Origin of the sequence: Variovorax sp. Root473, assembly GCF_001426505.1 — a bacterium.
Taxonomy (GTDB): Bacteria; Pseudomonadota; Gammaproteobacteria; order Burkholderiales; family Burkholderiaceae_C; genus Variovorax.
The window spans coordinates 303,275-316,475 of sequence record NZ_LMEV01000001.1 but is presented as its reverse complement, the minus strand read 5'-3'; the positions used below and the strand labels follow the sequence as shown (position 1 = coordinate 316,475).

The following is a 13,201-nucleotide window of genomic DNA, read 5'->3' as shown; positions in this document are numbered from 1 at the left end:
CCGCGCCGATCGGCAGCTGTCCAGCGCTTCCAGAAAGGTTTGCCGGCATGACCAAACGCCGCGTCGTCGTGACCGGACTCGGTTGCATCGCTCCTGTCGGAAACACTGCCACCGAATCCTGGACCAACCTGTTGGCCGGGAAGTCGGGCATTGCGAACATCACCGCGTTCGATGCAAGCGCCTTCGCCTGCAAGTTCGCCGGTGAGGTCAAGGGTTTCGACATCACCCAATACATCTCGGAGAAAGAAGCGCGTCACATGGACCGCTTCATTCATCTGGGACTCGCCGCCGCCATCCAGGCGGTGCAGGACAGTGGACTGCCGACCGGCGACGCACTGTCCTATGAAAAGGCCGTGCGCATCGGCTGCAACATCGGCTCCGGCATCGGCGGTCTGCCGATGATCGAGGAAACGCACGGCGAATACGCGAGCCGCGGCCCGCGCCGCATTTCGCCGTTCTTCGTGCCGGCGTCGATCATCAACATGATCTCGGGCCACGTCTCGATCAAGTACGGCTTCAAGGGTCCGAACATCGCTGTCGTGACCGCCTGCACCACTGGGTTGCATGCCATCGGCACGTCGGCGCGCATGATCGAGTACGGCGACGCCGACGTCATGATCGCGGGCGGTGCTGAGTCGACCATTTCTCCGCTCGGCATCGGTGGCTTTACCGCGCCTCGGGCGCTGAGCACGCGCAACGACGATCCCGCCACCGCCTCGCGCCCGTGGGACAAGGACCGCGATGGCTTCGTGCTGGGCGAGGGCTCCGGCGTGCTGGTGCTCGAAGAGTACGAACACGCCAAGGCGCGCGGCGCCAAAATCTACGCCGAAGTTTCCGGCTTCGGCATGACCGGCGACGCGTACCACATGACCGCGCCCGACGTCGACGGCCCGCGCCGTTCGATGGCGATGGCGCTGGCCAACGCAGGTGTCAACGCCGACGAGGTTCAGTACCTGAACGCGCACGGGACCTCGACGCTGATCGGTGACCTCAACGAAACCAACGCGGTCAAGCTCGCCTTCGGCGATCACGCGAAGAAGCTCGTCGTGAATTCGACCAAGTCCATGACCGGCCACCTGCTGGGCGGCGCGGGCGGCATCGAATCGGTGTTCACGGTGCTGGCGCTGCATCACCAGAAGAGTCCCCCGACGATCAACATCTTCAACCAGGATCCGGAGTGCGATCTCGACTACTGCGCCAACGAGGCGCGCGATCTGAAGATCGATGTCGCGGTCAAGAACAATTTCGGCTTCGGCGGTACCAACGGTACGCTGGTGTTCAAGCGCGCTTGAGCGTCGCTCTCTCATGCACGGCGCACCGTCGGTGACCTATCCGGTGGGGCGCACCCGCGGCGCGACCCGGATTCTTCTGGCCCTTTGGACCTTGGGCGTTTGCTGTGCTGGCGCGGCGTGCTATCTTTTTGATGGCAACGGCTGGCGCCAGTTGCTGCTGCTCCTCAGCGTGGTCTTTTCTGGTGTCGCTGCAGGTTTCGGCTTGCGGCGGGACGGCGCGGCGACGCTGCATTTCGACGGATTGCACTGGTCGCTGACCGGTACCGATCCTTCGCGCGGCGTGCTTGCTGCACGGGCCATCGTGGCGCTCGATTTCCAGTCATTGCTGCTGATCCGCCTGGCCGAAACCGGCCGTGCGGCGCGCTGGGTCTGGCTCGAGCAGCGGGCCATGCCCGAACGCTGGCGCGACGTGCGCCGTGCGGTCTATGCGCGGCCCCCGGCGGCCGAACCGGCCGGTGACCCCTGGCGCGCGACCGCTCCGGCCGACGCGCCCTGACCCGTTTCGATGACCACTTCCTTGCCGCCCGTGCCCCCGGAGTCCGTGCTGCCCGACGGGGCGGCGCAGGCGCCGCGCCCGGGTGAGGTCGACTTCCAGTTGGTCCAGCGCACCGTCGCGGGCGACCAGAAGGCGTTCGAGCTGCTGGTCATCAAGTACCAGCGCCGCATCGAACGGCTGATCGGGCGGATGGTGCGCGATGTCGACCTGGTCGAGGACATCGCCCAGGAAACCTTCATCCGTGCCTACCGCGCGCTGCACCAGTTCCGCGGCGAGGCGCAGTTCTACACCTGGCTCTACCGGATCGCGGTGAACACCGCCAAGAAGGCGCTGGTGGACATGAAGCGCGATCCGACCGTCTCCGAAAGCGCATTGCGTTCGTCCTCGGACGACGAGGATGAAACTTACCGCCCCGGAAACGAACCAACCACCGATGAAACCCCCGAATCGGTCATGGCAGCGAACGAAATCGCCAGCGCCGTCGAGGCTGCCATGGAAGCACTGCCTACCGAGTTGCGCCAGGCAGTCACGTTGCGCGAGATCGACGGGATGAGTTACGAAGAGATTGCCGAGGTCATGGATTGTCCGATCGGCACGGTGCGCTCGCGTATTTTCCGGGCGCGTGAGGCCATTTCGGCCCGGGTCAAGCCGCTGCTGGACAACCAGTCCGGCAAGCGTTGGTAGATCAGCAGGTGAATGACATGAATCAGACGATGACGGTTCGGGAACAGGTGTCCGCGCTCGCGGATGGCCAATTGCAGGGCGAGGCGTTCGCGCGTGCGATCGAATCCGTCTGCGCTGAAGACGACTCGCGCGACGCCTGGCACGCCTACCACGTGGTGGGCGACGTGCTGCGCTCGTCGGCGCATGCGCGCTGCACCGACACCTCGGCTTTTCTGGCGCGCTTCCAGCAGCGGCTTGCACAAGAACCCGTCGTGATCGCGCCGTCCGTGACCGTGGCGCCGCTGGCCGCCGTGCCGGTCGCGATGCCTGTGCGGCAACGCGCCGAAGCGGCCAACGAGCCTGTGTTCCGCTGGAAGCTGGTGGCCGGCGCCGCGTCGCTGATGGCCGTGGCGGCCATCAGCTGGACGCTCGTCGGCAATGGCGCCGCAGTGCCGAGCGGCGGCGCACAACTGGCCGTGGTGCAACCGTCCGTGGCGAATTCGGTTCTCGCAGCGGGTGGCAGCGCGTTGGCGGGCAACGGCGCCTTGACGCCGTCCCGTGTGCTGGTCGGCAACGGCAATCCGCAAGTCATGCTGCGCGATCCGCGCCTTGACCAGCTGCTCGAAGCTCACCAGCAGGCGGGCGGCGCATCGCAAATGCCGTCCGGTTTCCTGCGCAACGCCACCTTCGAGGGCCCCACGCGCTGATTGCGCGCCCGTCGCCGCCTGCAATGACCGTTCAAATGCCGATTTCCGCACGTACCTTCGTGCTCGTGCTCGCTGTTCTTTGCCTGGGACAGATGGCCGTCGCGCAAACCCGCTACGGTGCGGCGAACACGAAGAGCGTGCCCTCGGCGCAGAACGACGAGCCGCCGGCCATGGGCGTCACAGAGTGGCTGCAGCGCATGCATGCGGGCGCGCGGCAGCGCAGCTACGTGGGCACCTTCGTGGTGTCGGCCCCGGGCGGCGACCTGTCGAGCGCGCGCATCTGGCATGTGCGCGACGGCGAGCACCAGCTGGAGCGCATCGAAGCGCTGTCGGGCCCGCCGCGCTCGACCTTCCGGCGCAACCGCAACGTGATGACCTTCCTGCCCGAGGCAAAGCTCGTGAAGGTCGAAAAACGCGAGAACCTCGACCTGTTCCCCAACCTGCCCGACAAGCCCGATTCGTCGGTGGGCGACTACTACGACGTGCGCGCCATCGGCAAGGACCGCGTCGCGGGCTTCGATGCCGACGTGGTGCAACTGGTGCCGCGCGACGGCCTGCGCTTTGGCTACCGCATCTGGAGCGAACGCCGCTCCGGCCTCGTGGTGAAACTCCAGACCGTCGACAGCGACACCCGCGTGGTCGAGCAGTCGGCGTTCTCCGAGCTGCAGCTCGACGCGCCCGTGAAGGCTCAGGCACTGGCGCAGATGATGGCCAACACCAGCGGCTACCGCATCGAGAAGCTTGAACTCGAACGCAGCACCGCGCAGGACGAAGGCTGGATGCTGCGCACACCCGTGGCCGGATTCAAGCCCCGAAGCTTCTTCCGGCGCCCCGCGCTGCCCGCCGGCGACGGCAAGCCGTCCAAGCCCGAGGCGACCACCGTCCAGTGGACCTTCTCCGATGGCCTGGCGACGGTCTCGCTCTTCATCGAACGCTACGATCCCACGCGCACGCCGGGCGACGGCGTGCTGACCATCGGCGCCACCAACGCGATCCGCCGGCGACTGCCCGCACCGGCCAGCGACTGGTGGCTGACCGCGGTCGGCGAGGTGCCGCAGCAGACGCTCAATGCCTTTGCCCAGAGCCTCGCGCGCACGCGCTGACGGGCGATGGGCTGACGCCGTGCAGGCGTTCGGGCTGAACCAAGCCGGCGCCGGAAACTCATAACCTCTGTCGTTATTTGCAGCTCTGTTCTTTTGGAAAGACAACCGATGATGTTCAAAGTCGAGGGACACAAGCTTCGTTCCGGTCTGCTGGCCTTTGCGCTGGCGCTGACGGCCGGCGCCACTTTCCTGCCGGTCGAGTCGGTGCATGCGCAAACGCGCACGCTACCCGACTTCACCGACCTGGTCGACCAGGTCGGTCCGTCCGTGGTCAACATCCGCACCGTCGAGAAGGTCGCGCAACGCGGCGGCGGCAACGGCGAGATGGACGAGGAAATGCAGGAGTTCTTCCGTCGCTTCTTCGGCCAGCCGCTGCCGGGAACGCCACGCCAGGGGCCGCGTCCGAACCGTCCGCAGCAGGAGGAAGAGCGTCCGCGCGGCGTGGGCTCGGGCTTCATCCTGACGGGCGACGGCTACGTCATGACCAACGCGCACGTGGTGGAAGACGCCTCCGAGGTGCTGGTCACGCTGCCTGACAAGCGCGAGTTCAAGGCCAAGATCATCGGCGCCGACAAGCGCACCGACGTGGCCGTGGTGAAGATCGAAGCCACGGGCCTGCCCGCGGTGAAGGTGGGCGACATCTCCAAGCTGCGCGTGGGCGAGTGGGTGATGGCGATCGGCTCGCCCTTCGGCCTGGAGAACACCGTCACGGCCGGCATCGTGAGCGCCAAGCAGCGCGACACGGGCGAGTACCTGCCGTTCATCCAGACCGACGTGGCCATCAATCCCGGCAACTCGGGCGGTCCGCTGATCAACATGCGCGGCGAAGTGGTGGGCATCAACAGCCAGATCTATTCGCGCTCGGGCGGCTTCATGGGCATCTCGTTCTCGATCCCGATCGACGAGGCCATCCGCGTCAGCGAGCAGCTGCGCACCTCGGGGCGCGTGTCGCGTGGGCGCATCGGCGTGCAGATCGATCAGGTCACCAAGGACGTGGCTGAAGCCATCGGTCTGGGCAAGGCGCAGGGCGCGCTGGTGCGCGGCGTCGAAGCCGGGTCGCCGGGCGAGAAGGCCGGCGTGGAGCCGGGCGACGTCATTACCAAGTTCGACGGCAAGGCGATCGAAAAGCCGAGCGACCTGCCGCGCCTCGTGGGCAACACCAAGCCGGGCACCAAGAGCACGCTCACCGTGTTCCGCCGCGGCAACTCGCGCGACCTGAGCGTGACCATCGCCGAAATCGAGCCGGACAAGCCCGCCAAGCGCGCGACCGACCGCGACGAGCCGGCTGCGAAGCCGTCTGCTTCCGCGGCACTCAAGTCGCTCGGCCTCGCGGTGAGCGATCTCACCGACGCGCAGAAGAAGGAACTCAAGCTGAAGGGCGGCGTGAAGGTCGATGCCGCCAACGACGCCGCGGCGCGAGCCGGCCTGCGCGAGGGCGACGTCATCCTCGCAGTGGGCAATCTCGAGGTGGCGAATGCCCGCGAATTCGAGGCGGCGGTCGCCAAGGCGGACAAGGCCAAGTCGTTGAGCGTGCTCTACCGCCGGGGCGACTGGGCGCAGTACGCCCTGATCCGACCCGCACGCTGATACGGCGTCGGCGTCAAGTGGCCCCACCCGGCAGTCGGGTTTGGGGCCATTTTTTCGAGGTGTTTACGACGCTTCGGCGCCGGCCTCTAAAAAAATCCGGGGCCTTGAAAACGCGAAGATTTGTTTGCAATCACTAACTTATAAAAGGGCTAAGGACGAATTTCGGTAGAATAGACAGCTCCTGGCGGCCAGTCAGCGCATAAAGAGGGCGAAGGCCTTCACGATGCGAGATGTCAGACAGCCGTCCACCGGTGCTCCACAGATCGCCCACAAGTTGTTCAGCTACTGCTCCACCGATCCTGTTGATAAGTTGTGAGTATCTTTGATGTTGTGGACCTGCAACGAGCCCTTTGGACCCTGTTCCCGGATGTACGTGCCTCCCTTTTTGCCTACAATGAAGTTCCAACTACTGCAGTTGCCATTGCTTGTTGGTTCAGGGCGCGTCTCCAGAAGACGCGCCCTTTTTTCTTGGCCGCGCCCCTCGGCGCCCGAGCCAATTCAAGTACTTAAGCGTTCCCGTTGATGAATCACATCAGAAATTTTTCGATCATTGCGCACATCGACCATGGCAAGTCGACGCTCGCAGACCGTTTGATCCAGCGTTGCGGCGGTCTCGCTGAACGGGAGATGGAAGCGCAGGTGCTCGACTCGATGGACATCGAAAAAGAGCGTGGGATAACCATCAAGGCACAGACCGCTGCGCTGCACTACAAGGCACGCGATGGACAGGTCTACAACCTCAATCTGATCGATACGCCGGGCCACGTCGACTTCTCGTACGAGGTGAGCCGCTCGCTGTCGGCATGCGAAGGCGCATTGCTCGTCGTCGACGCATCGCAAGGCGTCGAAGCGCAGACGGTGGCCAACTGCTACACCGCGCTCGACCTTGGCGTCGAAGTGGTGCCGGTGCTCAACAAGATCGACCTGCCGAACGCGGACCTCGACAACGCGCGCACCGAAATCGAAGACGTGATCGGCATCGACGCGACCGACGCGATTCCGTGCTCCGCAAAAACCGGTGTCGGCATCGACGACATCCTCGAGACCATCGTCGCGCGCATGCCCGCGCCGCGCGGCAATCCCGACGGCCCGCTGCGCGCGATGATCATCGACAGCTGGTTCGACCCGTACGTCGGCGTCGTGATGCTGGTGCGCGTGGTCGATGGTCGCCTCGTGAAGGGTGAGCGCATCAAGATGATGGCCTCGGGCGCCATGTACAACGCCGACAGCATCGGCGTCTTCACGCCCGCCAACGAAGCGCGCGCGTCGCTCGAAGCCGGCGAGGTGGGCTACATCATCGCGGGAATCAAGGAGCTGCAGGCGGCCAAGGTCGGCGACACGGTCACGCTGATCCGGCCCGGCACCGGCGGCGCGGCCGCCACGGCCACCGAGGCGCTGCCCGGCTTCAAGGAAATCCAGCCGCAGGTGTTCGCGGGGCTGTACCCGACCGAAGCCAGCGAGTACGACTCGCTGCGCGACGCGCTCGAGAAGCTCAAGCTCAACGATTCGTCGCTGCGCTACGAACCCGAAGTGAGCCAGGCGCTGGGCTTCGGCTTCCGCTGCGGCTTCCTGGGCCTGCTGCACATGGAGATCGTGCAGGAGCGCCTGGAGCGCGAGTTCGACCAGGACCTGATCACGACCGCGCCGAGCGTGGTCTACCAGGTGGTGCGCAACGACGGCGAAGTCATCATGGTCGAGAACCCGTCCAAGATGCCCGACGTCGGCAAGATGGCGGAAATTCGCGAGCCCATCGTCACCGTGCACCTGTACATGCCGCAGGAATACGTCGGCTCCGTCATGACGCTGGCCAACCAGAAGCGCGGCGTGCAGCTGAACATGGCCTACCACGGCCGCCAGGTCATGCTGACCTACGAGATGCCGCTCGGCGAAATCGTGCTCGACTTCTTCGACAAGCTGAAGTCGGTGAGCCGCGGCTACGCCTCCATGGACTACGAATTCAAGGAATACCGCGCCTCCGACGTGGTGAAGGTCGACATCCTGCTCAACGGCGACAAGGTCGATGCGCTGTCGATCATCGTGCACCGCAGCCAGTCGCAGTACCGCGGCCGGGCGGTGGTCTCGAAGATGCGCGAGATCATTTCGCGCCAGATGTACGACGTGGCGATCCAGGCGGCCATCGGGGTCACGATCATTGCGCGTGAGACAATCAAGGCACTTCGCAAGAACGTGCTCGCCAAGTGCTACGGCGGCGACATCTCCCGCAAGAAGAAGCTGCTCGAGAAGCAGAAGGCGGGCAAGAAAAGAATGAAGCAGATCGGTTCCGTCGAAGTCCCGCAAGAGGCCTTCCTCGCGATTCTGCAGGTCGAAGACTGATCACCACGAACATGGCATACCTCACCACCCTGGTTCTCGCGGCGTTCGCCAGCTACGTCGGCGCCTGGTATTTCGGCGCGCTCGAAGGCAACTTTGCGCTGCTGCTGTTCGTGGCCACGGTGGTCACCGGGGTCTACTGGCTGGCCGAGCGCTTCTACTTCCTGCCGCAGCGCGAACGCGCCGCCGCCACGCTCGAGAGCTCCATCGCCGAACGCAACACGCGGCTGGCGGGGCAGGGCATCACCCAGGTCGACACCACCGACGCCAAGGCCAGCGAGCGCCTGCTGATGCAGCCCTGGTGGCTCGACTGGACCGCGGGCCTGTTCCCCGTGATCCTGGTGGTGTTCCTGCTGCGCTCGTTCCTGTACGAGCCCTTCAAGATTCCCTCGGGCTCGATGATGCCCACGCTGCTGACCGGCGACCTCATCCTGGTCAACAAGTTCACCTACGGCCTGCGCCTGCCGGTCGTCAACACCAAGATCACCGACGGCACGCCACTGGCGCGCGGCGACGTGGTGGTGTTCCGATACCCGCCCAAGCCCAGCATGGACTACATCAAGCGCGTGGTCGGCATTCCGGGCGACGAGGTGGCCTACCTGAACAAGAAGCTCACGATCAACGGCCAGCCGGTGGGCAAGGCCCCGATCGCCGACTACCTCGACGGCGAGTCGATGCGCATCCTGAAGCAGTTCGACGAAGACCTCGGCGGCAAGCAGCACAAGATCCTCAACGACGAGAACGCCCCCGCCTTCGTGCCGGGCGCCAGCGATTTCCCGTTCCGCGAGAACTGCCGCTACTCGGTCGAAGGCGTGGTCTGCAAGGTGCCCGAAGGCAACTACTTCATGATGGGCGACAACCGCGATAATTCGGCCGATTCCCGTTTCTGGGGATTCGTACCGGACAAGAACATCGTGGGCAGGGCCTTCTTTGTCTGGATGAATTTCGGCGATCTCGGTCGCATCGGTCCGTTTCAATAATTAATCAGCAGTCAACGACACTGTTCGAGGGGTAAGAGGGCATGAGAACCAACAGTCGGTCCGTCCGTGGCAGCGCTGCGCGCCAGCGCGGTATCTCGTTCATCGGCCTGGTGTTCGTCGCGGCGGTGCTGGGCTGCCTCGGCGTTGTCGTCGCGCAGGTCATTCCGACGCTGATCGAATGGCAGGCCATCGACAAGGCCGCCAACAAGGCCAAGGAAGGCACGACAGTGCCCGAGATCCGCGCGATCTTCGACCGCGCCCAGGCCATCGACGACTTCAAGTCGGTCAGCGGCCGGGACCTCGAGATCAAGAAGGTGGGCGACAAGGTCGTCGTGGGGTATGCGTACGAGCGCGAGATTCCGCTGTTCGGGCCGGCCTACCTGACGCTCAAATACAAGGGCGAGTCCCGCTGACCGCGGTGTCGAACAAGAAGGTGGACGGCAGCCTCGTCGCGCTGCAGGCGCGCCTTCAGTACACGTTCTCGGACCCGCGGCTGCTCCAGCTCGCGCTCACGCACCGCAGTTTCTCGGCCGACCACAACGAGCGCCTCGAGTTTCTCGGCGACTCGGTGCTGAACCTGGCCGTCTCGCACCTGCTGTACATCCGTCTCTCGGAACTGCCGGAGGGCGACCTGTCGCGCGTGCGGGCCAACCTGGTCAAGCAGGACACGCTGCACCGGCTCGCGCTGGGGCTGGCGCTGTCGCCGCTGCTGCGCCTGGGTGAAGGCGAGGCCCGCTCGGGCGGCCCGAACCGCCCCTCCATCCTGGCCGACGCGCTCGAGGCGCTGATCGGCGCGGTCTACCTGGACGCCGGCTTTGCCGCCGCACAGGCGCTGGTGCACCGGCTCTACGAGGCGGTCGAGATCAATCCGCGCATGGAAGCCGCAGCCAAGGACCCGAAGACCGAATTGCAGGAATGGCTGCAGGGCCACAAAATGAAGCTACCGGTGTACCGCGTGGCAGCGACGCTGGGTGCAGCGCACAAGCAGACCTTCGATGTCGAGTGCGAGGTGCCCGAGCTGGGCCTTCGTGAGCGCGGCATCGGCGGCTCGCGCCGCGCCGGCGAGCAAGCTGCCGCGGCCGCCATGTTGATCCGGCTCAAGGCACGCGGCGCCGCGTGAAATCAGAATGAACGATGTAACCAATCCCGCAGCGGGACCCGAAGACACCGCAGGCGACACGCCTGCCACCGGGCCGCAGCACTGCGGCCTGATCGCCATCGTCGGCAAGCCCAATGTGGGCAAGTCGACGCTGCTCAATGCGCTGGTCGGCCAGAAGATCAGCATCACCTCGCGCAAGGCGCAGACCACGCGCCACCGCATCACCGGCATGCGCACGCTGGGCGCCACGCAGTTCGTGTTCGTCGACACGCCGGGTTTCCAGACCCTGCATGCCAACGCACTGAACAAGTCGCTCAACAAGACCGTGCAGGGCGCGGTCGGCGATGTGGACCTGATTCTTTTCGTGGTCGAGGCCGGCAGCTTCACGCCGGCCGACGAGCGCGTGCTCAAGCTGCTGGGCAAGGGCATCCCCACGGTGCTGCTGGCCAACAAGCTGGACAACGTGCACCGCCGCGGCGACATCGCGCCCTGGCTGCAGACGATGCAGGCCAAGCACAGCTTCGCCGAGTTCGTGCCCATGTCGGCCAAGAACGCGAAGGACGTCGAGCGCCTGTTCGGCATCTGCGAGAAGTACCTGCCCGAGCAGCCCTGGTTCTACGACGAAGACGAACTCACCGACCGCAGCGAGAAATTCCTCGCCGGCGAGCTGGTGCGCGAAAAGCTCTTCCGCCTCACGGGCGACGAGCTGCCCTACACCTCGACCGTCATCATCGACAAGTTCGAGGAAGAGCCGCCCCAGAAGAAGGGGCAGAAGCGCCTGCTGCGCATCGCCGCCACCATCGTGGTCGAGCGCGACGGCCACAAGGCCATGGTGATCGGCGACAAGGGCGAGCGCATCAAGCGCATCGGCATGGAAACCCGCGTGGAGCTCGAGAAACTGGCCGACGCCAAGGTGTTCCTCGAGTTGTGGGTGAAGGTGCGCTCGGGCTGGGCCGACGACGAGGCGCGCGTGCGCTCCTTCGGCTACGAATGAAGTGGCTGCCGCTCATCGCGTTTCGCATGAACCGGCCTACGTGCTCCATCGCTACGACTGGAGCGAGTCGAGCCTGATCCTCGAGGTCTTCACCCGCCACCACGGGCGCATCGCGCTCGTGGCCAAGGGGGCGAAGCGGCCGAGTTCCAATTTCCGTCCCGTGCTGCTGCCGCTGCAGCCGCTGCAGCTGAACTACGGCGGCGACGCCGAGATCCGCACGCTCAAGGGCGCCGAATGGATGGGCGGCCACGTCATGCCGACCGGCGAGGCGCTGCTCTCGGGCTACTACGTCAACGAACTCCTGCTGCGCCTGCTGGCACGCGACGACGCGCACGAGGCGCTGTTCGACGCCTACGCCGGCGTGGTGCAGGTGCTGGCCGGCGACCATGCGGGCGCCCAGGCCGCGACGCAGGCTGCCGCGCTGCGTGCCTTCGAGCTGCTGCTGCTGCGTTCGGTCGGCCTGCTGCCCTCGCTCGACGTGCAGACGCTCACCCTGGAGCCGCTGGCGGCCCGCACGCGCTACACCCTCGTGCCCGAAGCCGGCCTGCGCCAGGCGACCAAGGACGAGGCCGCGCTGGCCGGCGCCGACTGGCGCGCGCTGCAGGATGTGCTCGACGACCGCACCCCGTTCACCGCCACGCTGCGCGAAGTCGCGACCATGAACGCGGGCAGCAACAGTGCCCTGCGCAACCAGCTGCGCACTTTGCTCAACTACCATTGCGGCGTGACCACGCTGCGCACGCGGCAAATGATGAGAGATCTGCAAGCACTATGAGCACTTCTTCGGGCGAAGCCGGTACCACGGCCCTGTCAGTCAATCTCAACAAGGTGGCCCTGGTGCGCAACACGCGCCACCTCGGCATCCCGAGCGTGGTGGGCGCTGCCCAGGCCTGCCTGGCGGCGGGCGCGCAGGGCATCACCGTGCACCCGCGGCCCGACGCGCGCCACATCCGCGCACACGACGTGAGCGACCTGTCGGAACTGCTCGCCAAGGACTGGCCGGCCATCGAGTTCAACATCGAAGGCAACCCCTTCCACAACCTGATGGACTTCGTGCGCGACCTGAAGCCGCACCAGGCCACCTTCGTGCCCGACAGCGAAACCCAGTCGACCAGCGACCACGGCTGGAGCTTTCCGGAAGACGCCGAGCGCCTGCGCCCGCTGGTCGCCGAAGCCAAGGCACTGGGCGTGCGCGTGAGCCTGTTCATGGACCCGATTCCCGAGATGATGGCCGCCGCCCGGGCCGTGGGCGCCGACCGCGTCGAGCTCTACACCGAAGGCTACGCCGCCGCGCGCGGCACGCCGCAGGAAGCCGCCGTGCTCGCGCGCTACGTGGCCGCGGCGCAGGCTGCCCACGCGGCGGGCCTGGGCGTCAACGCCGGCCACGACCTGAGCCGCGACAACCTCACGCCGTTCCTGCGCGCGGTGCGCGGCGTGCACGAGGTGTCGATCGGCCATGCCTTCGTCGCCGATGCGCTTGAACTCGGGTACGCCGCGACCACGCGCGACTACCTGCGCTGCATCGCCGACGCCGCATGATCTACGGCATCGGGACCGACATCTGCGACGTGCGCCGCATCGCGGCCACCTTCGAGCGCCAGGGCGAGCGCTTCGCCCGCCGGGTGCTGAGCGACGCCGAGTTCGCCATCTGGCAGGCCCGCGCCGCGCGCTGGCCCAAGCGCGGCCTGAGTTACCTCGCCACGCGTTTTTCCGCCAAGGAAGCCTTCAGCAAGGCCATCGGCCTGGGCATGCGCATGCCGATGAGCTGGCGCCTGTGCGAGATCGCCAACCTGCGCAGCGGCAAGCCGGTGATCGTGCTGCACGGCGAGCTCAAAGACTGGTTCGAGGCGCAGGGCCTGACGGCGCACGTGACCGTCACCGACGAAACCGAGTACGCCGCCAGCTTCGTGGTGGTGGAAAAGGCCTGAACGAATCCCCGGCGCCGCTGC

14 protein-coding genes are annotated in these 13,201 nt (G+C 66.0%); all 14 read left to right on the top strand.

Annotated features, from left to right (window positions below; genetic code table 11):
* The first annotated feature begins 47 nt into the window (after positions 1-47).
* The 14 genes from fabF to acpS all read left to right on the top strand — a co-directional run bounded on the left by fabF (position 48) and on the right by acpS (position 13,180).
* Positions 48-1,292 carry a beta-ketoacyl-ACP synthase II gene (gene fabF, locus ASD34_RS01510; protein ID WP_056572097.1) on the top strand — a complete coding sequence of 415 codons (1,245 nt, stop codon included), beginning with the start codon at positions 48-50 and terminating at the stop codon, positions 1,290-1,292.
* Between the two features lie 31 nt (positions 1,293-1,323).
* Positions 1,324-1,788: a hypothetical protein gene (locus ASD34_RS01505; protein ID WP_235509934.1), complete on the top strand. Its 465-nt coding sequence runs from the start codon at positions 1,324-1,326 to the stop codon at positions 1,786-1,788.
* 9 nt (positions 1,789-1,797) lie between these two features.
* Positions 1,798-2,472: an RNA polymerase sigma factor RpoE gene (gene rpoE, locus ASD34_RS01500; RefSeq protein ID WP_235509933.1), complete on the top strand. Its 675-nt coding sequence runs from the start codon at positions 1,798-1,800 to the stop codon at positions 2,470-2,472.
* 17 nt (positions 2,473-2,489) lie between these two features.
* A complete protein-coding gene (locus tag ASD34_RS01495) occupies positions 2,490-3,158 on the top strand; it encodes a sigma-E factor negative regulatory protein (protein ID WP_056572093.1) in 669 nt (222 codons plus the stop codon).
* Between the two features lie 23 nt (positions 3,159-3,181).
* A complete protein-coding gene (locus ASD34_RS01490; protein WP_056572091.1) occupies positions 3,182-4,261 on the top strand; it encodes a MucB/RseB C-terminal domain-containing protein in 1,080 nt (359 codons plus the stop codon).
* Positions 4,262-4,369: 108 nt separating this feature from the next.
* Positions 4,370-5,848, top strand: a complete 1,479-nt coding sequence (locus ASD34_RS01485) for a DegQ family serine endoprotease (RefSeq protein ID WP_056572089.1) — start codon at positions 4,370-4,372, stop codon at positions 5,846-5,848.
* Between the two features lie 522 nt (positions 5,849-6,370).
* On the top strand, positions 6,371-8,182 hold the full coding sequence (gene lepA / locus ASD34_RS01480) for a translation elongation factor 4 (RefSeq protein WP_056572087.1): 1,812 nt from the start codon (positions 6,371-6,373) through the stop codon (positions 8,180-8,182).
* A gap of 11 nt (positions 8,183-8,193) precedes the next feature.
* Entirely contained in the window at positions 8,194-9,159 is a 966-nt protein-coding gene (gene lepB / locus ASD34_RS01475) for a signal peptidase I (RefSeq protein WP_056572085.1), read from the top strand.
* A gap of 41 nt (positions 9,160-9,200) precedes the next feature.
* Entirely contained in the window at positions 9,201-9,572 is a 372-nt protein-coding gene (locus ASD34_RS01470; protein WP_056572082.1) for a DUF4845 domain-containing protein, read from the top strand.
* A gap of 20 nt (positions 9,573-9,592) precedes the next feature.
* A complete protein-coding gene (gene rnc / locus ASD34_RS01465) occupies positions 9,593-10,279 on the top strand; it encodes a ribonuclease III (protein WP_056572447.1) in 687 nt (228 codons plus the stop codon).
* Between the two features lie 7 nt (positions 10,280-10,286).
* The gene (gene era / locus ASD34_RS01460) at positions 10,287-11,252 is read left to right on the top strand and encodes a GTPase Era (protein WP_056572080.1); all 966 of its coding nucleotides are present in this window, start codon (positions 10,287-10,289) and stop codon (positions 11,250-11,252) included.
* A 1-nt stretch (position 11,253) separates the two neighbouring features.
* A complete protein-coding gene (recO, locus tag ASD34_RS01455) occupies positions 11,254-12,027 on the top strand; it encodes a DNA repair protein RecO (RefSeq protein ID WP_056572078.1) in 774 nt (257 codons plus the stop codon).
* Positions 12,024-12,791 (top strand): pyridoxine 5'-phosphate synthase, encoded by a 768-nt coding sequence (locus ASD34_RS01450; RefSeq protein WP_056572076.1) that lies wholly within the window; start codon positions 12,024-12,026, stop codon positions 12,789-12,791. The genes recO and ASD34_RS01450 overlap by 4 nt, the downstream gene beginning before the upstream one ends.
* The gene (gene acpS / locus ASD34_RS01445) at positions 12,788-13,180 is read left to right on the top strand and encodes a holo-ACP synthase (RefSeq protein WP_056572075.1); all 393 of its coding nucleotides are present in this window, start codon (positions 12,788-12,790) and stop codon (positions 13,178-13,180) included. The genes ASD34_RS01450 and acpS overlap by 4 nt, the downstream gene beginning before the upstream one ends.
* The last annotated feature ends 21 nt before the right edge of the window (positions 13,181-13,201 follow it).

Coding starts and splice junctions, on each gene's coding strand:
- fabF (WP_056572097.1), top strand. CDS start 48: ATGACCAAACGCCGCGTCGTCGTGACCGGACTCGGTTGCATCGCTCCT.
- rpoE (WP_235509933.1), top strand. CDS start 1,798: ATGACCACTTCCTTGCCGCCCGTGCCCCCGGAGTCCGTGCTGCCCGAC.
- ASD34_RS01495 (WP_056572093.1), top strand. CDS start 2,490: ATGAATCAGACGATGACGGTTCGGGAACAGGTGTCCGCGCTCGCGGAT.
- ASD34_RS01490 (WP_056572091.1), top strand. CDS start 3,182: ATGACCGTTCAAATGCCGATTTCCGCACGTACCTTCGTGCTCGTGCTC.
- ASD34_RS01485 (WP_056572089.1), top strand. CDS start 4,370: ATGATGTTCAAAGTCGAGGGACACAAGCTTCGTTCCGGTCTGCTGGCC.
- lepA (WP_056572087.1), top strand. CDS start 6,371: ATGAATCACATCAGAAATTTTTCGATCATTGCGCACATCGACCATGGC.
- lepB (WP_056572085.1), top strand. CDS start 8,194: ATGGCATACCTCACCACCCTGGTTCTCGCGGCGTTCGCCAGCTACGTC.
- ASD34_RS01470 (WP_056572082.1), top strand. CDS start 9,201: ATGAGAACCAACAGTCGGTCCGTCCGTGGCAGCGCTGCGCGCCAGCGC.
- era (WP_056572080.1), top strand. CDS start 10,287: ATGAACGATGTAACCAATCCCGCAGCGGGACCCGAAGACACCGCAGGC.
- ASD34_RS01450 (WP_056572076.1), top strand. CDS start 12,024: ATGAGCACTTCTTCGGGCGAAGCCGGTACCACGGCCCTGTCAGTCAAT.
- acpS (WP_056572075.1), top strand. CDS start 12,788: ATGATCTACGGCATCGGGACCGACATCTGCGACGTGCGCCGCATCGCG.